This window comes from Escherichia sp. 94.0001 (genome assembly GCF_013369155.2).
Lineage (GTDB): Bacteria > Pseudomonadota > Gammaproteobacteria > Enterobacterales > Enterobacteriaceae > Escherichia > Escherichia coli_F.
Genome location: NZ_JABWMS020000022.1, coordinates 44521 through 64330, shown reverse-complemented (window position 1 = coordinate 64330; position 19810 = coordinate 44521). Strand labels below are relative to the sequence as shown.

The window sequence follows — 19810 nt, the reverse complement described above, 5'->3', positions numbered from 1 at the left end:
CACCGTGTATGAAGATTCTCAACCCGGTACGCTGAATGATTTTCTCGGTGCCATGACGGAGGATGATGCCCGTCCGGAGGCATTGCGACGTTTTGAACTGATGGTGGAAGAGGTGGCGCGTAACGCGTCCGCAGTGGCACAGAACACGGCAGCCGCGAAGAAGTCAGCCAGTGATGCCAGCACATCTGCCCGTGAGGCGGCAACCCATGCGACTGATGCTGCAGGCTCAGCACGTGCAGCCAGCACGTCAGCCGGACAGGCCGCGACGTCGGCTCAGGAGGCTTTTTCCAGCGCAGGAACGGCATCAGCAAAAGCCTCTGAGGCATCAAAAAGTGCTGCCGCTGCAGAGTCCTCAAAAAGCGCGGCGGCTACCAGTGCCGGTGCGGCGAAAACGTCAGAAACGAATGCGGCAGCGTCACAACAATCAGCAGCCACTTCTGCATCCACCGCGACCACGAAAGCGTCAGAAGCAGCCACCTCAGCCCGGGATGCGGCGGCCTCAAAAGAGGCAGCGAAATCATCAGAAACGAACGCATCCTCGAGCGCCAGTAGCGCAGCTTCCTCGGCAACGGCGGCAGGAAATTCCGCGAAGGCGGCAAAAACGTCCGAGACGAACGCCAGGTCTTCTGAGACGGCAGCGGGACAGAGCGCCTCAGCTGCGGCAGGCTCAAAAACAGCGGCTGCATCATCTGCCAGCGCCGCGTCAACAAGTGCCGGGCAGGCCTCAGCCAGTGCCACCGCCGCCGGAAAATCGGCAGAAAGCGCCGCATCATCCGCTTCAACAGCCACAACGAAGGCTGGCGAAGCCACTGAACAGGCCAGCGCAGCAGCGAGTTCTGCTTCCGCAGCGAAGACATCCGAAACGAACGCGAAAGCGTCGGAAACCAGCGCAGAATCCTCAAAAACGGCTGCCGCATCGTCAGCCAGTTCGGCGGCGTCATCGGCATCATCGGCGTCTGCTTCAAAAGATGAGGCGACCAGACAGGCGTCAGCAGCGAAGAGCAGCGCCACGACGGCATCCACGAAGGCGACAGAGGCAGCTGGCAGTGCGACGGCGGCAGCTCAGAGCAAAAGTACGGCGGAATCCGCGGCAACGCGCGCCGAGACAGCAGCTAAACGGGCAGAGGATATTGCATCCGCCGTGGCGCTTGAGGATGCGAGCACGACGAAAAAGGGGATAGTACAGCTCAGCAGTGCGACTAACAGCACTTCCGAGTCACTGGCGGCAACGCCAAAAGCAGTTAAGGCCGCGTATGACCTGGCTAACGGGAAATACACCGCACAGGATGCAACGACAGCACAGAAAGGGATAGTTCAGCTCAGCAGCGCGACCAACAGCACATCTGAAATGCTGGCGGCAACGCCAAAGTCGGTAAAGGCAGCCTATGACCTTGCTAACGGGAAATATACCGCTCAGGACGCTACGACAGCACAAAAAGGAATTGTCCAGCTCAGTAGTGCAACCAACAGCGCATCTGAAACGCTTGCCGCGACACCGAAAGCAGTGAAAGCAGCTAATGATAATGCGAATGGTCGGGTACCTTCTGCCCGTAAGGTGAATGGTAAGGCGCTTTCAGCGGATATAACACTGACGCCGAAAGATATTGGTACGCTTAACTCAACAACAATGTCATTCAGCGGTGGTGCTGGTTGGTTCAAATTAGCAACGGTAACCATGCCACAGGCGAGTTCTGTTGTTTCAATTACGTTGATTGGTGGCGCGGGATTTAACGTGGGGTCACCTCAACAGGCAGGTATATCTGAACTTGTTTTGCGTGCAGGTAATGGTAATCCGAAGGGGATTACTGGTGCTTTATGGCAGCGCACATCGACAGGGTTTACAAATTTTGCCTGGGTCAATACATCTGGTGATACTTACGATATTTACGTTGCAATCGGAAATTATGCGACTGGTGTAAATATTCAATGGGATTATACCAGTAATGCCAGCGTGACGATTCATACGTCACCAGCATATTCTGCTAATAAGCCGGAAGGGTTAACGGACGGTACAGTTTATTCACTCTATACGCCATCAGAGCAGTTTTATCCGCCTGGCGCACCAATCCCGTGGCCATCAGATACCGTTCCGTCTGGCTATGCCCTGATGCAGGGGCAGACTTTTGACAAATCTGCATACCCGAAACTTGCAGCCGCTTATCCGTCAGGCGTGATCCCTGATATGCGTGGCTGGACGATTAAGGGCAAACCTGCCAGTGGTCGAGCCGTATTATCTCAGGAACAGGACGGCATTAAATCGCACACCCACAGCGCCAGCGCATCCAGTACGGATTTGGGGACGAAAACCACATCATCGTTTGATTACGGCACTAAATCCACGAATAACACTGGTGCACATACCCATAGTATTAGCGGGACAGCAAATAGTGCCGGTGCGCACCAACACAAGAGTTCCGGTGCATTTGGTGGCACGAACACGAGCATTTTTCCTAATGGTTATACTGCGATTTCAAATCTAAGCGCGGGGATTATGAGCACAACAAGCGGTAGTGGCCAGACTCGTAATGCAGGGAAGACATCATCAGATGGTGCTCATACCCACTCGCTGTCCGGCACTGCTGCAAGCGCAGGCGCACATGCACATACTGTCGGTATTGGTGCTCATACGCACTCCGTTGCGATTGGTTCACATGGACACACCATCACCGTTAACGCTGCTGGTAACGCGGAAAACACCGTCAAAAACATCGCATTTAACTATATTGTGAGGCTTGCATAATGGCATTCAGAATGAGTGAACAACCACGGACCATAAAAATTTATAATCTGCTGGACGGAACTAATGAATTTATTGGTGAAGGTGACGCATATATTCCGCCTCATACAGGTCTGCCAGCAAACAGTACCGATATTGCACCGCCAGATATTCCGGCTGGCTTCGTGGCTGTTTTCAACAGTGATGAGGCATCGTGGCATCTCGTTGAAGATCATCGGGGTAAAACGGTTTATGACGTGGCTTCCGGCGACGCGTTGTTTATTTCTGAACTCGGCTTATTACCGGAAAATGTCACCTGGTTATCCCCGGAAGGGGAGTTTCAGAAGTGGAACGGCACAGCCTGGGTGAAAGATGCAGAAGTAGAAAAACTGTTCCGGATCCGAGAGGCGGAAGAAACAAAAAACAGCCTGATGCAGGTAGCCAGTGAGCATATTGCGCCGCTTCAGGATGCTGCAGATCTGGAAATCGCAACGGAGGAAGAAACCTCGTTGCTGGAAGCCTGGAAAAAGTATCGGGTGTTGCTGAACCGTGTTGATACATCAACTGCACCTGATATTGAGTGGCCGGAAGAACCAGACACAATGTAAGCGAAAAAGAAAAACCGCAGACACGACGTATGCAGGACGTGCTGCGGTTTGGCTAGTAAACTTTTGATAGTGCGAGTATTGAATGATTTCCAGCCATTACTCATTTTACGCATTTCACGCGCAAGAGAAATTAAACTTTATTCCTCTGTCACCACATGACGGGGATTAATATTCTGGATTTTTTATTTCTAAATCAGATAAAGCATTAATTCTTATTTTTTCTAAGGCTTTATCCATGGCCCCCTTGATTCTGTATCCATAATCATCCGGTTCTTCATATTCCTGTGGGGATGGATTTGTACCAATATTCTCAATTAATTCATTTAAAATAACAGTTACTTCTTTATTAAGAAGAACTGCTTTAGTTAACATCATCTCTGTTAATGCTGTGAAGGCTAGGCTAAGTTTCTGTTGTAGCTCTTTATTTTTTAATTTAAGATCTTCATCGTTTAGTGCTTTATCACGGTCTTCGTGGGCCTGTTGTACTTCATCCCAAAACTGCTTTTCTTGTTCTTGATTAAAATATCCTTGATAACTATTGGCTACATATGTTGGCATCATGTGAATCTCAATAATTTCAAATTCATTATCAGCCCATTTTTTTATACTAAGTAACTGAGTGTAAATGTACTCATACATATCGTACTTTTTTTGCCAGATTTGTTGAGAAATCCACAACTCAGAAGTAATCTTTTTTTCTATATCTTTGATAGTTGTTGTATTTAATGCTAACTGCTTTCTGAGTATTTCATAGTTAGCGTTGGTAGCAGAAATTTTTGCTTTTTCAGTTATAAAAGAAACAATAAAGTTCACTATGAGAGCTGCAATAATAATAGCGAAGCTCAACCCTAAAATCTCTGTGGTTGAGAAATTAGATGACTGTAATGCTTTGATAAGTTCAAAAAACTGTTTTTCTGTGAGCATGGTGCCTTACCAAAAATTAAGACTGTTATCTATATAAAAATGTTACCCAAGAGGGATTGTAATGAAATAACAAACCGGCACATTGGCCGGTTTGAAGTTCAAGGGGGTGAGATTGTAGAGGCGTTACCTTGTTCTATCACACCAGACCTAATCTTATAACTACCAAGGATGTTGACCGTTTTATTATTTTTCATCGCGTCAAAAATTAAGCCTATTTCATCAGGATCATTGATAAAACTGGTATCAACATAGATCGGGAATGAATCATCACCTGTTGGCTCATGGCAGCTTAACGTTAGCTTATCGGCTGAGCGTTTTATACTATCAATGACAACTTCCAATGTTTGCTGCTCTGACTTAGCCTTTTCAATTGGGTTCTTGATGATTTCTTGAACCTGACCTTGCGAAAGCTCAATATCGCTGGCCCCGCGGATCGTCACTTTGTCTGCATCAGATGCACCTTTAAGAACTCCAGTGTATGCCTTAGCTGTGTGCTCTTGGATACCTTCGGCGCGCTCTATCGTATCAATACCTTCATGTGCTTTTATTGCAGACAGCATACCATCGCGTAGAATTGTCATCCGCTCGGATTCTGCTCGCTGTTTTGCTTCTTCCAGTTGTAACTCAATAGTTTTGGTTTCGACTTGTGTCTGATGATCTAAGTAGGACGTACCGACCCATGCGCCGCCTAAAACTAAGACAGCAAACAGGAAACACATTGTTTTCTGTCTTGGGCTCATACCTTGTGTTACCTTCTCAAATGCGTTACCAAAGGAATCAATAAGTTCTTTAACTGAGGTGATAATTTCTGTGCAGCCAGGATTGATAGTAAAAACCAACTCTGCAGCTTCTCGATCCTCAGCAGTGAGCTTCTGTAAGTTAGAGGTTTTGTACTTGATTAGAGTAAAAACCTTGTACATCTCAGTTTGAAATTCACAGATACCCTGTGCCAAACTTGCAGGCAGAGTACCATTATACTTATCTTCATCACCAAAAAATTTGAAATCAATACTTTCTAAGAAGTTTAACTTCAAATTTTCAATGTGGATTTCTTCGCCTGAAATAACTCGTCCGAAAATATTTTCTATATCATCAATATCATTGATTTCATAGGCCTGAATTGCATCTTCCATGCGTGATCCTTGTGGCATACCAGTAAGAATGTGATCTAAATCACTTGGAGTTGTGTGTTAATGCGCTGATACTAGCGCGATTTAGATGGATACATAACCTGGTGTTTTATCAGTATATAATTGCTATTAATGCCACTGGTATCAGTGAATCACGTATATAAAAAGTCCTTGTTAAGGTGGCTGTCCATTAGCGGTTTTTTATTCTTCTGGAACCGCGGCTTCTTTGCGTATCTTTTGTTGTCTCTTCGCCGCCTAGTCTGTGTTCTGCTGAGACTGCTAATTTCTTGTTTTTGCTAGTGCTATAGTGGCATTGTCCAATCATGATTGGTGGGCTGCGGGAGTTGAAACCGCAGGCACGTCGTATGCAAGAACGTGCTGCGGTTGGCTGGTGAACTTCCGATAGTGCGAGTATTGAATGATTTCCAGCCGTTACTGATTTTACGTGCTAATTAGTGAACAAACCACTCGTCAGCAGACTCCCAGGTATCTTTCAGAGTTTCCTGAACAAAAGTTTTAGCTGAATCTTTATCGGCGGTGCGCGTAACAGAAAGGCCATCGTTGCTGGTGGCTTTTACGATCACCTCTACATCGTCATAACGCTTACTGATGCGTCGAGTTAATTCTTCCTTTAACGCATCCACAGCACCGTTTGGCATTTTAGTCATTTTCTCTTTGGCTATGCAGATCTCAATACGCATAAAAATCCCTCTACACTGTGTTTGTATACAGTGTTATTTTTAACTGTATGAATAAACAGTGTCAATAGAGCAAAGATTGCTGCATATACAAATGTTCTTTGGCTACAAATACACCTACTGATCATGTTCTGCTATGCTCTGATACCTCCAAAATGTACAATCAGCGGCATGAATTTTTCTTTGTACATATGATTGTACATAATCAAAGAGACAACAATTATGACAAGCCTTTTGGCCGCAGAGGTAGCGAAAAGAAGAACCTTTGCAATTATTTCTCACCCGGACGCCGGTAAAACGACCATCACCGAGAAGGTGCTGCTGTTCGGACAGGCCATTCAGACCGCCGGTACAGTAAAAGGCCGTGGTTCCAACCAGCACGCTAAGTCGGACTGGATGGAGATGGAAAAGCAGCGTGGGATCTCCATTACTACGTCTGTGATGCAGTTTCCGTATCACGACTGCCTGGTTAACCTGCTCGACACCCCGGGGCACGAAGACTTCTCGGAAGATACCTATCGTACTCTGACGGCGGTGGACTGCTGCCTGATGGTTATCGACGCCGCAAAAGGTGTTGAAGATCGTACCCGCAAGCTGATGGAAGTTACCCGTCTGCGCGACACGCCGATCCTCACCTTTATGAACAAACTTGACCGTGATATCCGCGATCCGATGGAGCTGCTCGATGAAGTTGAGAACGAGCTGAAAATCGGCTGCGCACCGATCACCTGGCCGATTGGCTGCGGCAAGCTGTTTAAAGGCGTTTACCACCTTTATAAAGACGAAACCTATCTCTATCAGAGCGGTAAAGGTCACACCATTCAGGAAGTCCGTATTGTTAAAGGGATGAATAACCCGGATCTCGATGCTGCGGTTGGTGAAGATCTGGCACAGCAGCTGCGTGACGAACTGGAACTGGTGAAAGGCGCGTCTAACGAGTTCGACAAAGAATTGTTCCTTGCGGGCGAAATTACTCCAGTGTTCTTTGGTACTGCGCTGGGTAACTTCGGCGTCGATCATATGCTGGATGGCCTGGTAGAGTGGGCACCTGCGCCGATGCCGCGTCAGACTGATACCCGTACCGTAGAGGCGAGCGAAGATAAATTTACCGGCTTCGTATTTAAAATTCAGGCCAACATGGACCCGAAACACCGCGACCGCGTGGCGTTTATGCGTGTGGTATCTGGTAAATATGAAAAAGGTATGAAGCTGCGCCAGGTGCGCACCGCGAAAGATGTGGTGATCTCCGACGCGCTGACCTTTATGGCGGGCGACCGTTCGCATGTTGAAGAAGCGTATCCGGGCGACATCCTTGGTCTGCACAACCACGGCACTATTCAGATCGGCGACACCTTTACCCAGGGGGAGATGATGAAGTTCACCGGTATCCCGAACTTTGCGCCGGAACTGTTCCGTCGTATCCGCCTGAAAGATCCGCTGAAGCAAAAACAGCTGCTCAAAGGGCTGGTACAGCTTTCCGAAGAGGGCGCGGTGCAGGTGTTCCGTCCGATCTCCAACAACGACCTGATCGTTGGTGCGGTTGGTGTGCTGCAGTTTGATGTGGTGGTAGCGCGCCTGAAGAGCGAATACAACGTTGAAGCAGTGTATGAGTCAGTCAACGTTGCCACTGCACGCTGGGTAGAATGTGCGGACGCGAAGAAATTCGAAGAGTTCAAGCGTAAGAACGAAAGCCAACTGGCGCTTGATGGCGGCGATAACCTCGCTTACATCGCTACCAGCATGGTCAACCTGCGCCTGGCGCAGGAACGTTATCCGGACGTTCAGTTCCACCAGACTCGCGAGCATTAATTCTTGCCTCCAGGGCGCGGTAGCCGCTGCGCCCTGTCAATTTCCCTTCCTTATTAGCCGCTTACGGAATGTTCTTAAAACATTCACTTTTACTTATGTTTTAGGGGATATCCCGAGCGGTTTCAAAATTGTGATCTATATTTAACAAAGTAATGACATTTCTGACGGCGTTAAATACCGTTCAATGCGTAGATATCAGTATCTAAAGCCGTCGATTGTCATTCTACCGATATTAATAACTGATTCAGAGGCTGTAATGGTCGTTATTCATCAGCCATCGCTTTTGTGATAGCGACCATTGACTTCTGTAGAGGGTGAAGCCTCTCCCTATTCAGCAATGCAACCTCGTGTTGCCAGGCTCAAATTACGAGCAAACATACAGGAATAAATCGATGACTATGACAAGACTGAAGATTTCGAAAACTCTGCTGGCTGTAATGTTGACCTCTGCCGTCGCGACCGGCTCTGCCTACGCAGAAAACAACGCGCAGACTACCAATGAAAGCGCAGGGCAAAAAGTCGATAGCTCTATGAATAAAGTCGGTAATTTCATGGATGACAGCGCCATCACCGCGAAAGTGAAGGCGGCCCTGGTGGATCATGACAACATCAAGAGCACCGATATCTCTGTCAAAACCGATCAAAAAGTCGTGACTCTGAGCGGTTTCGTTGAAAGCCAGGCCCAGGCCGAAGAGGCAGTGAAAGTGGCGAAAGGCGTTGAAGGCGTGACCTCTGTCAGCGACAAACTGCACGTTCGCGACGCTAAAGAAGGTTCTGTGAAGGGCTACGCGGGTGACACCGCCACCACCAGTGAAATCAAAGCCAAACTGCTGGCGGACGATATCGTCCCTTCACGTAAAGTGAAAGTTGAAACCACCGATGGTGTGGTTCAGCTCTCCGGTACCGTAGATTCTCAGGCACAAAGTGACCGTGCTGAAAGTATCGCCAAAGCGGTAGATGGTGTGAAAAGCGTTAAAAATGATCTGAAAACTAAGTAATTCGTCGTAATTCGACCTCCCGAACTTTGTCGGGAGGCGCGATGTGCACCACACTAAAAATATCGCATTGAGTGATTTTCACGCTCATATCAAGCGGTGACATTAACTATGGTAAAGGAGACGCTTATATGTTTCGTTGGGGCATCATATTTCTGGTTATCGCGTTAATCGCCGCCGCACTTGGGTTTGGTGGTCTGGCCGGTACCGCTGCGGGCGCAGCTAAAATTGTCTTTGTCGTCGGGATTATTCTGTTCCTGGTGAGTTTGTTCATGGGCCGAAAACGACCCTAGATTTCAGACCATTAAGAAAATTTTATCCAAAGCCAGTCCAGCGGACTGGCTTTTGCTGTTTTAGCGAATAATAAATTGCGTTACTTTGTCATTCTTTCACAACAAAAACAGGAAGGCAGAGGTGGGGCAGCGAATACCTGTAACGCTTGGTAATATTGCGCCGTTGTCGCTAAGGCCGTTCCAGCCTGGACGAATAGCTCTGGTGTGCGAAGGCGGCGGGCAGCGTGGAATTTTCACAGCTGGCGTGCTGGATGAGTTTATGCGCGCGCAGTTTAATCCTTTCGATCTTTATCTCGGCACATCTGCCGGGGCGCAGAACCTCTCGGCGTATATCTGCAATCAGCCCGGTTACGCGCGCAAAGTCATCATGCGCTATACCACAAAACGCGAATTTTTCGATCCATTGCGCTTTGTCCGTGGAGGAAATCTTATCGATCTCGACTGGCTGGTGGAGGCCACCGCAAGCCAGATGCCGTTGCAAATGGACACCGCAGCGCGGCTATTTGACAGCGGCAAATCGTTTTATATGTGCGCTTGTCGTCAGGATGACTATGCGCCGAATTACTTTTTGCCAAACAAACAGAACTGGCTGGATGTGATTCGCGCCTCCAGTGCGATACCGGGCTTTTATCGTACCGGAGTGTCGCTGGAAGGCATTAATTACCTGGATGGCGGGATCAGTGATGCGATCCCGGTTAAAGAGGCGGCAAGGCAGGGCGCAAAAACGTTAGTCGTCATCCGCACTGTGCCGTCACAAATGTACTACACGCCGCAGTGGTTCAAACGCATGGAACGCTGGCTGGGTGACAGTAGCCTGCAGCCGCTGGTCAATCTGGTGCAGCATCATGAAACCAGCTATCGTGAGATTCAGCAATTTATTGAGAAACCACCGGGCCAGTTGAGGATATTCGAAATTTATCCGCCGAAGCCATTACATAGTATCGCGCTCGGCAGTCGGATTCCGGCGCTGCGTGAAGACTATAAACTTGGGCGTTTATGCGGGCGTTATTTTCTGGCAACGGTCGGTAAGTTATTGACTGAAAAAGCGCCGCTGAGCCGCCATCTGGTGCCGGTGGTGACGCCGGAGTCGATCGTTATTCCGCCTGCACCCGTCGCCAACGATACGCTGGTTACCGAGGTGATAGACGCTCCACAGGCGAACGACCCGACATTTAACAATGAGGATTTGGCTTGATTTGCCGTTTTATCGACACCCACTGCCATTTTGATTTCCCGCCGTTTAGTGGCGATGAAGAGGCCAGCCTGCAACGCGCGGCACAAGCGGGCGTAGGCAAGATCATTGTTCCGGCCACCGAGGCGGCAAATTTTGCCCGCGTGCAGGCGTTAGCGGAAAATTATCAACCGCTGTATGCCGCTTTAGGGTTGCATCCGGGGATGTTGGAAAAACATAACGATGCATCGCTGGATCAGTTACAGCAGGCGTTGGGAAGACGTCCGACGAAGGTGGTGGCGGTGGGGGAGATCGGCCTGGATCTCTTTGGTGACGATCCGCAATTTGAGAGGCAGCAGTGGTTGCTTGATGAACAACTGAAACTGGCGAAACGCTACGATCTGCCGGTGATCCTTCATTCACGGCGCACGCATGACAAACTGGCGATGCATCTTAAACGCCAAAATTTGCCACGCACTGGTGTGGTTCATGGTTTTTCTGGCAGCCTGCAACAGGCTGAACGGTTTGTGCAGCTGGGCTACAAAATTGGCGTAGGCGGTACTATCACCTATCCACGCGCCAGTAAAACCCGCGATGTCATCGCAAAGCTGCCGCTGGCATCGTTGTTGCTGGAGACCGACGCACCAGATATGCCGCTCAATGGTTTTCAGGGGCAGCCTAATCGCCCTGAACAGGCCGCCCGTGTGTTTGCCGTGCTGTGCGAGTTACGCCCGGAACCCGCGGATGAGATTGCCGAAGTGTTGCTTAATAACACGTATGCGGTGTTTAACGTTCGTGGGTAGTCTGCCCTTCGTAAGCCGGATAAGGCGTTCACACCGCATCCGGCAGTCGACGCACAATGCCTGATGCGACGCTGACGCGTCTTATCATGCCTACAAGTCTGTGCCGAACCGTAGGCCGGATAAGGCGTTCACGCCGCATCCGGCAGTTGGCGCACAATGCCTGATGCGACGCTGACGCGTCTTATCAGGCCTACAGGTCTGTGCCGAACCGTAGGCTGCATCCGCCATGTCACAAATACAGCGCCGGAAATATCAACCGGCTCACCCCGTGCTCCCGTAACGCATCAGCCAATTGCTTAACGTCTTCCGGCGTGGCGCTCGCCCAGCTTTGCGCCTCGCCATACACGCCGTGGGCATGAAACGCGTTCAGGCGTACCGGAACATCGCCAAGTCCCTTGATAAACGCCGCCAGCTCATCGATATGCTGCAAATAATCCACGTGGCCTGGGATTACCAGCAAACGCAGTTCTGCCAGCTTGCCGCGCTCGGCAAGCAGACTAATACTGCGCTTGATCTGCTGATTATCGCGTCCGGTTAGCTGTTGATGACATTCGCTTCCCCACGCTTTGAGATCGAGCATCGCGCCGTCGCACACCGGGAGTAATTTTTCCCAGCCGGTTTCGCTCAACATGCCGTTACTGTCCACCAGACAGGTGAGATGACACAGTTGTGGATCATTTTTGATAGCAGTAAACAGCGCCACCACAAACGGTAACTGGGTCGTGGCTTCGCCGCCGCTTACCGTTATCCCTTCAATAAACAGCACCGCTTTGCGGACGTGACTAAGCACCTCGTCCACGTTCATGGATTGCGCCATCGGCGTGGCATGTTGCGGACACATCTTCAGGCAGGTATCACACTGCTCGCAGACGGCTGCGTTCCACACTACTTTGCTGTTAACAATCTGCAACGCCTGATGCGGACACTGTGGCACGCACTCCCCGCAATCATTACAGCGCCCCATCGTCCACGGATTGTGACAGTTTTTGCAGCGCAGATTGCAGCCCTGTAAAAACAGAGCCAGACGACTGCCTGGCCCGTCAACGCAGGAGAAGGGGATAATCTTACTGACTAAAGCGCATCTGCTGTTCATGGCTTATAACGCGCGGCTGGCGTTCCAGAATACGAGTGTTGCGTGCGGCTTCTTCTCCCAGCCAGGTGGTATTGGTACGTGAACCTTCGGCACGATATTTTTCTAAATCCGACAAACGCACCATATAACCGGTAACGCGAACCAGATCGTTACCGCTGACATTGGCGGTAAATTCACGCATTCCGGCTTTAAAGGCACCGAGGCAAAGCTGTACCAGCGCCTGCGGATTACGTTTGATGGTTTCGTCGAGCGTCAAAATGTCGCTGATGCCGGAATAATAATAAGCATGATGCGGGGCGACAGTTTGCAGATGGGTGATCGGATCTGGCTCATCGCCATACGGCAAACGCGCGCCCGGCGTGGTGCCGATATCGGAACTTATCCCCGACTGTGCGTGTAGCATGGCGCGATTTTGCCAGCCATATTTCACGGGGGTATTGGCGACAAACTCCGCCAGTTGCGCGCTAATGCGATAACCCACTTCATTTGCGGCGGCTTCTTTACCGTAACGCGCGGCAATTCCTTCTTTCTCACACAACAAGTTAACCGCTTCCGCCAGCCCATACATGCCAAACATAGGCACAAAACGTTCAGGGTTAATCAGCCCTTCTTTCACCAGGAAGCTATTCTCAAAGAAGTGTGATTGTTGATAGAGGAATTCACACCGCGCATCGATGATGGCGATCTGCTGTTGGCAGTAGTGCGGTAGAGTGCGCGTAAAGAAGTCATCCAGCGATTCGCTGCGCTCGGCAATGGCTTTCAGGTTAAGGCGTACCAGCGTGCTGCCACCACCCGCCAGCGGCAGTGAGTTGTAACAGCTCACAATCCCGTAGCCCCCTTTTGTGAAAATTTTATCATGCACGGGACCGTTGGCGATGTGCGGTTTGCTACATTCACAGATGTTTTTCGCCACTTCCAGCAGCAGGTCATCAGGGGTGATTTCAGGATCGTAGATAAAAGTCAGGTTCGGTGAAACCTGCTTCAGCTCTGCGTCTGCGCGTAAAATCGCACGGGTAATGGGTGAATCAGATGGGCCAATATTGGCGTGCATAAAGGCGTCTGGCAGGGTTCTGTCGAGGTAACGCCAGAAACGTTTTATTCGAATATCGATCTCGTCTTGTGTTAGAATTCTAACATACGGTTGCAACAACGCATCCAGTTGCCCCAGGTAGACCGGCATCGATGTGACCGAAGGAACGTGGTGGTAAAGAATGGTCAGCAGAGAGAGTGCGTCATCAAGATCTTTTGCGCCTTCCAGCTCCAGCCATTCGGAACCGTTGGCCAAAAAACGGGTGTAATCGGGTAAGACATAGCGCGGTTTATACGGCGCATGACCTTCAAACATATCGCAGATTACACCTTCATCCAGCGCGCGGCGGGCTTCGGCAGGAAGCTGTGGGTAAGGCAGATTGTTTTCTGCTTCCAGCGCCAGAAAATGGCGCTTCTGCTCCGGGCTAAGTACTGAGCTGGTGACAATTTGCTGGCAACGTTGTTGCAGTGCATTTTCATGAGAAGTGGGCATCTTCTGTTCCTTTTTATGCCGAAGGTGATGCGCCATTGTAAGAAGTTTCGTGATGTTCACTTTGATCCTGATGCGTTTGCCACCACTGACGCATTCATTTGAAAGTGAATTATTTGAACCAGATCGCATTACAGTAATGCAATTTTGTAAGTAGATTTCCTTAATTGTGATGTATATCGAAGTGTGTTGCGGAGTCGATGTTAGAATACTAACAAACTCGCAAGGTGAATTTTATTGGCGACAAGCCAGGAGAATGAAATGACTGATCTGAAAGCAAGCAGCCTGCGTGCACTGAAATTGATGGACCTGACCACCCTGAATGACGACGACACCGACGAGAAAGTGATCGCCCTGTGTCATCAGGCCAAAACTCCGGTCGGCAATACCGCCGCTATCTGTATCTATCCTCGCTTTATCCCAATTGCTCGCAAAACGCTGAAAGAGCAGGGTACCCCGGAAATCCGTATCGCTACGGTAACCAACTTCCCACACGGTAACGACGATATCGAAATCGCGCTGGCCGAAACCCGCGCGGCAATCGCCTACGGTGCCGATGAAGTTGATGTGGTGTTCCCGTACCGTGCGCTGATGGCGGGTAACGAGCAGGTAGGTTTTGACCTGGTGAAAGCCTGTAAAGAGGCTTGCGCGGCAGCGAATGTACTGCTGAAAGTGATCATCGAAACCGGCGAACTGAAAGACGAAGCGCTGATCCGCAAAGCGTCTGAAATCTCCATTAAAGCGGGTGCTGATTTCATCAAAACCTCTACCGGTAAAGTGGCTGTGAATGCGACGCCGGAAAGCGCGCGCATCATGATGGAAGTGATTCGCGACATGGGCGTAGAAAAAACCGTTGGTTTCAAACCGGCGGGCGGCGTGCGTACTGCGGAAGATGCGCAGAAATATCTTGCCATCGCAGATGAACTGTTCGGTGCTGACTGGGCTGATGCGCGTCACTACCGCTTTGGTGCTTCCAGCCTGCTGGCAAGCCTGCTGAAAGCGCTGGGCCACGGCGACGGTAAGAGCGCCAGCAGCTACTAAGCTGCCTTTTGCCAGAGGGTGGATGCCGGATGCGGCGCGAACGCCTTATCCGGCCTACGGGACGATTGCCGTGTAGGCAGGATAAGAAGCGGTCAGCATCAGGCAATAACAACATCCGCCATCTGGCAACAACGCCTTCAAACTTATTCCACGGGAGGTTACCTTGTTTCTCGCACAAGAAATTATTCGTAAAAAACGTGATGGTCATGCGCTGAGCGATGAAGAAATTCGCTTCTTTATCAACGGCATTCGCGACAACACTATCTCCGAAGGGCAGATTGCCGCCCTCGCGATGACCATTTTCTTCCACGATATGACAATGCCGGAGCGTGTCTCGCTGACGATGGCGATGCGAGATTCAGGAACCGTTCTCGACTGGAAAAGCCTGCATCTGAATGGCCCGATTGTTGATAAACACTCGACCGGCGGCGTCGGCGATGTGACTTCGCTGATGTTGGGGCCAATGGTCGCTGCCTGCGGCGGCTATATTCCGATGATCTCCGGTCGTGGCCTCGGCCATACTGGCGGTACGCTCGACAAACTGGAATCCATCCCTGGCTTCGACATTTTCCCGGATGACAACCGTTTCCGCGAAATTATTAAAGACGTCGGCGTGGCGATTATTGGCCAGACCAGTTCACTGGCTCCGGCGGATAAACGTTTCTACGCGACCCGCGATATTACCGCAACCGTGGATTCCATCCCGCTGATCACTGCCTCGATCCTGGCGAAGAAACTGGCGGAAGGTCTGGATGCACTGGTGATGGACGTGAAAGTCGGTAGCGGCGCGTTTATGCCGACCTACGAACTCTCTGAAGCCCTTGCCGAAGCGATTGTTGGCGTGGCTAACGGCGCTGGCGTGCGCACCACCGCGCTACTCACCGACATGAATCAGGTGCTGGCCTCCAGTGCCGGTAACGCGGTTGAAGTTCGTGAAGCGGTGCAGTTCCTGACAGGTGAGTACCGTAACCTGCGTCTGTTTGATGTCACGATGGCGTTGTGTGTGGAGATGCTTACCTCCGGCAAACTGGCGAAAGATGACGCCGAAGCGCGCGCGAAATTGCAGGCGGTACTGGACAACGGTAAAGCGGCAGAAGTCTTTGGTCGTATGGTAGCGGCACAAAAAGGCCCGACCGACTTCGTTGAGAACTACGCGAAGTATCTGCCGACAGCGATGCTGACGAAAGCAGTCTATGCTGATACCGAAGGTTTTGTCAGTGAAATGGATACCCGCGCGCTGGGAATGGCAGTGGTTGCAATGGGCGGCGGTCGCCGTCAGGCATCTGACACCATCGATTACAGCGTCGGCTTTACTGATATGGCGCGTCTGGGCGACCAGGTCGACGGCCAGCGTCCGCTGGCGGTTATCCACGCGAAAGACGAAAACAGCTGGCAGGAAGCGGCGAAAGCGGTGAAAGCGGCAATTAAACTTGCCGATAAAGCACCGGAAAGCACACCAACTGTCTATCGCCGTATCAGCGAATAACGGTATACTGATCTGATCATTTAAATTTGAAGCACTGAGTACGGAGAACATATGAAACGTGCATTTATTATGGTGCTGGACTCATTCGGCATCGGCGCTACAGAAGATGCAGAACGCTTTGGTGACGTCGGGGCTGACACCCTGGGTCATATCGCAGAAGCTTGTGCCAAAGGCGAAGCTGATAATGGTCGTAAAGGCCCGCTCAATCTGCCAAATCTGACCCGTCTGGGGTTGGCGAAAGCACACGAAGGTTCTACCGGTTTCATTCCGGCGGGAATGGACGGCAACGCTGAAGTTATCGGCGCGTACGCATGGGCGCACGAAATGTCATCCGGTAAAGACACCCCGTCTGGTCACTGGGAAATTGCCGGTGTCCCGGTTCTGTTTGAGTGGGGATACTTCTCCGATCACGAAAACAGCTTCCCGCAAGAGCTGCTGGATAAACTGGTCGAACGCGCTAATCTGCCGGGTTACCTCGGTAACTGCCACTCTTCCGGTACGGTCATTCTGGATCAGCTGGGCGAAGAGCACATGAAAACCGGCAAGCCGATTTTCTATACCTCCGCTGACTCCGTGTTCCAGATTGCTTGCCACGAAGAAACCTTTGGCCTGGATAAACTCTACGAACTGTGCGAAATCGCCCGTGAAGAGCTGACCAACGGCGGCTACAACATCGGTCGTGTTATCGCTCGTCCGTTTATCGGCGACAAAGCCGGTAACTTCCAGCGTACCGGTAACCGTCATGACCTGGCTGTTGAACCGCCAGCACCGACCGTGCTGCAGAAACTGGTTGATGAAAAACACGGCCAGGTGGTTTCTGTCGGTAAAATTGCAGACATCTACGCTAACTGCGGCATCACCAAAAAAGTGAAAGCGACCGGCCTGGACGCGCTGTTTGACGCCACCATCAAAGAGATGAAAGAAGCGGGTGATAACACCATCGTCTTCACCAACTTCGTTGACTTCGACTCTTCCTGGGGCCACCGTCGCGACGTTGCCGGTTATGCTGCGGGTCTGGAACTGTTCGACCGCCGTCTGCCAGAGCTGATGTCTTTGCTGCGCGATGACGACATCCTGATCCTCACTGCTGACCACGGTTGTGATCCGACCTGGACCGGTACTGACCATACCCGTGAACATATTCCGGTACTGGTTTACGGCCCGAAAGTAAAACCGGGTTCGCTGGGGCACCGTGAAACTTTCGCGGATATCGGCCAGACTCTGGCAAAATATTTTGGTACTTCTGATATGGAATATGGCAAAGCCATGTTCTGATGGATTTGGGCGGAGCAGTGACTCCGCCTTTAATATGTCACAAAAAGGATAAAATGATGGCTACTCCACACATTAATGCAGAAATGGGCGATTTCGCTGACGTAGTTTTGATGCCAGGCGACCCGCTGCGTGCGAAGTATATTGCTGAAACTTTCCTTGAAGATGCTCGTGAAGTGAACAACGTTCGCGGTATGCTGGGCTTCACCGGTACTTACAAAGGCCGCAAAATTTCTGTAATGGGCCACGGTATGGGTATCCCGTCCTGCTCCATCTACACTAAAGAACTGATCACCGATTTCGGCGTGAAGAAAATCATTCGCGTTGGTTCCTGTGGCGCAGTTCTGCCGCACGTAAAACTGCGTGACGTAGTGATTGGTATGGGTGCCTGCACCGATTCCAAAGTTAACCGCATCCGTTTTAAAGACCATGACTTTGCAGCTATCGCTGACTTCGACATGGTGCGTAACGCAGTAGATGCAGCTAAAGCACTGGGCATTGATGCTCGCGTTGGTAACCTGTTCTCCGCTGACCTGTTCTACTCTCCGGACGGCGAAATGTTCGACGTGATGGAAAAATACGGCATCCTCGGCGTGGAAATGGAAGCGGCTGGTATCTACGGCGTGGCTGCAGAGTTTGGCGCGAAAGCCCTGACCATCTGCACCGTGTCTGACCACATCCGCACTCACGAGCAAACCACTGCCGCTGAGCGTCAGACCACCTTCAACGACATGATCAAAATCGCACTGGAATCCGTTCTGCTGGGCGATAAAGAGTAATTGTGTTTTGCTGAAAGGCGATTGCCTTGTGAAGCCGGAGCGGGAGACTGCTCCGGCTTTTTAGTATTTATTCATCAATAGCAACTGATTTATAGATTTACTATTATTTTTCATATAGATAGAAAATTAAATCCATTCGAGTATCTATTCACGAATCTATTCATTTATGTTCAGCCGTCATCCAGTAAGGGCATATCAGCAACTCTGGCGGACAACCATAAATTCCTGCCATTTTGTTTTTGATGTTTGAACTAAGCCGTTCCGTCTTTTCGATTTGTTTTAGAGAATTAATCGAGATACCCAACATTTTACTAACTTCAGCAAGTGATAGTTTATGCCTGATACGCACGACGGTTAGCCAGGATATACCCTGGCTGAACATTAAATTGATAATCTCCCGTTCCTGGTTCTTCAGATCGATCATATTTCCTTCCCTGGATATTTTAATCAGCGAGTTACCGTACCGCTCCCGCTATCCACGTCGACAACTCCCGTAGCTCTTTTTCCTGTTCAGGGAAGTCAACCAACAGCGCTTCACACTCTTGTTGCAGCATGTCAGCGCGGTATAGGCAGCCTTGCAGTCGTCCGGCGAGAGCTTCCAGAGGTGCGGGGTTGAGGCTATCGGTAAACACCTGGGCGCGGGTGATATGGCCTTTTTCGACGTCGAAATGCAGTTCTACGCCGCCCCAGGTAAAGCGTTCATCCAGCAGATGCGAGAACGCTGGAGCCTGTCCGAAATTCCATTCCCAGCTACTCTGGCGGGCAAAGGTTTCGGCGAAGTTCGGCAAGTCCGGCGTTTTGTCCGGGGAGATAATTTCCGCTTCTACACGCTCGCCATAATGGGCGAAAAAGGCCTCGGTTATGGCTTCGCAAACCTGCTCATGGGTAATTCCCGGCAGCAATTCGGTCAGATTGGTCACGCGGGAACGTACCGACGTAATGCCTTTCGCCGCCAGTTTCTTTTTATCCGGGTTGAGATAGTTTGCCAGGCGGCTAAGGTCGGCATTGAGTAGCAAGGTGCCGTGATGGAAGCCACGATCTTTGGTTTCGCGATAGGCCGAGCCTGAGACTTTACGGTCGCCTTCGGCGGTTTTCACCACCAAATCGTTACGTCCGGACGCTTCGGCGCTGACACCGAGCGCGTTCAGTGCATTGAGCACAATCGAGGTGGAGATCGTTTTATCGTATTCCGGCTTGCCAGCCATGAAGGTAAAACAGGTATTGCCGAGATCGTGGAACACCGCGCCGCCACCGCTACTGCGCCGTGCCAGGCGAACGTTATCTTCTTCCATCCGCCGGGTATTACACTCTTTCCACGGGTTCTGCGCGCGACCAATCACTACCGTGTCGGCATTGCGCCAGAGAAACAAAACGCGCTGCGTGGCGGGCATCTGGCGAAAAATACACTCCTCTACCGCCAGGTTAAACCACGGGTCGTAAGAGTCAGAGATGAGCAGGCGTAATGTGGACATA

18 protein-coding genes are annotated in these 19810 nt (G+C 50.6%); 11 read left to right on the top strand and 7 right to left on the bottom strand.

Annotated features, from left to right (window positions below):
• Both HEN33_RS12790 and HEN33_RS12785 read left to right on the top strand, forming a co-directional pair.
• On the top strand, positions 1 to 2740 hold a 2740-nt coding region (locus tag HEN33_RS12790), incomplete at its 5' end, for a tail fiber protein (protein ID WP_183083435.1).
• Positions 2740 to 3324 (top strand): tail fiber assembly protein, encoded by a 585-nt coding sequence (locus HEN33_RS12785; protein WP_137564872.1) that lies wholly within the window; start codon positions 2740 to 2742, stop codon positions 3322 to 3324. The genes HEN33_RS12790 and HEN33_RS12785, both read left to right, overlap by 1 nt.
• A 165-nt stretch (positions 3325 to 3489) precedes the next feature.
• On the opposite strand, the gene HEN33_RS12780 is transcribed toward HEN33_RS12785, so the two are convergent.
• From HEN33_RS12780 to HEN33_RS12770, 3 genes are all read right to left on the bottom strand, one after another.
• Positions 3490 to 4248 carry a hypothetical protein gene (locus HEN33_RS12780; protein ID WP_041124208.1) on the bottom strand — a complete coding sequence of 253 codons (759 nt, stop codon included), beginning with the start codon at positions 4246 to 4248 and terminating at the stop codon, positions 3490 to 3492.
• Positions 4249 to 4346: 98 nt separating this feature from the next.
• Positions 4347 to 5381 carry a hypothetical protein gene (locus HEN33_RS12775; RefSeq protein WP_063502048.1) on the bottom strand — a complete coding sequence of 345 codons (1035 nt, stop codon included), beginning with the start codon at positions 5379 to 5381 and terminating at the stop codon, positions 4347 to 4349.
• 449 nt (positions 5382 to 5830) lie between these two features.
• Positions 5831 to 6079, bottom strand: a complete 249-nt coding sequence (locus HEN33_RS12770) for a DinI-like family protein (protein ID WP_001217539.1) — start codon at positions 6077 to 6079, stop codon at positions 5831 to 5833.
• A 219-nt stretch (positions 6080 to 6298) separates the two neighbouring features.
• On the opposite strand from HEN33_RS12770, the gene prfC reads away from it, so the two are divergent.
• The 5 genes from prfC to HEN33_RS12745 all read left to right on the top strand — a co-directional run bounded on the left by prfC (position 6299) and on the right by HEN33_RS12745 (position 11147).
• A complete protein-coding gene (prfC, locus tag HEN33_RS12765) occupies positions 6299 to 7885 on the top strand; it encodes a peptide chain release factor 3 (protein WP_176263836.1) in 1587 nt (528 codons plus the stop codon).
• Positions 7886 to 8277: 392 nt separating this feature from the next.
• Positions 8278 to 8883 carry a molecular chaperone OsmY gene (osmY, locus tag HEN33_RS12760; RefSeq protein ID WP_001295410.1) on the top strand — a complete coding sequence of 202 codons (606 nt, stop codon included), beginning with the start codon at positions 8278 to 8280 and terminating at the stop codon, positions 8881 to 8883.
• A gap of 128 nt (positions 8884 to 9011) precedes the next feature.
• Positions 9012 to 9173, top strand: a complete 162-nt coding sequence (locus tag HEN33_RS12755; protein ID WP_000490275.1) for a DUF1328 domain-containing protein — start codon at positions 9012 to 9014, stop codon at positions 9171 to 9173.
• 121 nt (positions 9174 to 9294) lie between these two features.
• Positions 9295 to 10368 (top strand): patatin-like phospholipase family protein, encoded by a 1074-nt coding sequence (locus tag HEN33_RS12750; RefSeq protein WP_032183149.1) that lies wholly within the window; start codon positions 9295 to 9297, stop codon positions 10366 to 10368.
• Complete coding sequence (locus tag HEN33_RS12745) at positions 10365 to 11147, top strand: metal-dependent hydrolase (RefSeq protein WP_032183151.1); 783 nt, start codon at positions 10365 to 10367, stop codon at positions 11145 to 11147. The genes HEN33_RS12750 and HEN33_RS12745 overlap by 4 nt, the downstream gene beginning before the upstream one ends.
• A 229-nt stretch (positions 11148 to 11376) precedes the next feature.
• On the opposite strand, the gene HEN33_RS12740 is transcribed toward HEN33_RS12745, so the two are convergent.
• Both HEN33_RS12740 and HEN33_RS12735 read right to left on the bottom strand, forming a co-directional pair.
• Positions 11377 to 12240, bottom strand: a complete 864-nt coding sequence (locus HEN33_RS12740) for a YjjW family glycine radical enzyme activase (protein WP_176263837.1) — start codon at positions 12238 to 12240, stop codon at positions 11377 to 11379.
• On the bottom strand, positions 12212 to 13762 hold the full coding sequence (locus HEN33_RS12735) for a YjjI family glycine radical enzyme (RefSeq protein ID WP_176263838.1): 1551 nt from the start codon (positions 13760 to 13762) through the stop codon (positions 12212 to 12214). The genes HEN33_RS12740 and HEN33_RS12735 overlap by 29 nt, the downstream gene beginning before the upstream one ends.
• A gap of 258 nt (positions 13763 to 14020) precedes the next feature.
• Here HEN33_RS12735 and deoC point away from each other — a divergent pair, with 258 nt between their 5' ends.
• The 4 genes from deoC (at position 14021) to deoD (ending at position 18337) form a co-directional block, all read left to right on the top strand.
• The gene (gene deoC / locus HEN33_RS12730) at positions 14021 to 14800 is read left to right on the top strand and encodes a deoxyribose-phosphate aldolase (protein ID WP_001295412.1); all 780 of its coding nucleotides are present in this window, start codon (positions 14021 to 14023) and stop codon (positions 14798 to 14800) included.
• A 163-nt stretch (positions 14801 to 14963) separates the two neighbouring features.
• On the top strand, positions 14964 to 16286 hold the full coding sequence (gene deoA / locus HEN33_RS12725; protein WP_176263839.1) for a thymidine phosphorylase: 1323 nt from the start codon (positions 14964 to 14966) through the stop codon (positions 16284 to 16286).
• Positions 16287 to 16337: 51 nt separating this feature from the next.
• Entirely contained in the window at positions 16338 to 17561 is a 1224-nt protein-coding gene (gene deoB, locus HEN33_RS12720) for a phosphopentomutase (protein ID WP_000816471.1), read from the top strand.
• A 56-nt stretch (positions 17562 to 17617) separates the two neighbouring features.
• Positions 17618 to 18337, top strand: a complete 720-nt coding sequence (gene deoD, locus HEN33_RS12715; protein ID WP_000224877.1) for a purine-nucleoside phosphorylase — start codon at positions 17618 to 17620, stop codon at positions 18335 to 18337.
• A 160-nt stretch (positions 18338 to 18497) separates the two neighbouring features.
• Here deoD and HEN33_RS12710 read toward each other — a convergent pair whose 3' ends face one another.
• Positions 18498 to 18761: a helix-turn-helix domain-containing protein gene (locus tag HEN33_RS12710; RefSeq protein ID WP_176263840.1), complete on the bottom strand. Its 264-nt coding sequence runs from the start codon at positions 18759 to 18761 to the stop codon at positions 18498 to 18500.
• Between the two features lie 31 nt (positions 18762 to 18792).
• Positions 18793 to 19809, bottom strand: a complete 1017-nt coding sequence (gene lplA / locus HEN33_RS12705; RefSeq protein ID WP_000105851.1) for a lipoate--protein ligase LplA — start codon at positions 19807 to 19809, stop codon at positions 18793 to 18795.
• Position 19810: the final 1 nt, after the last annotated feature.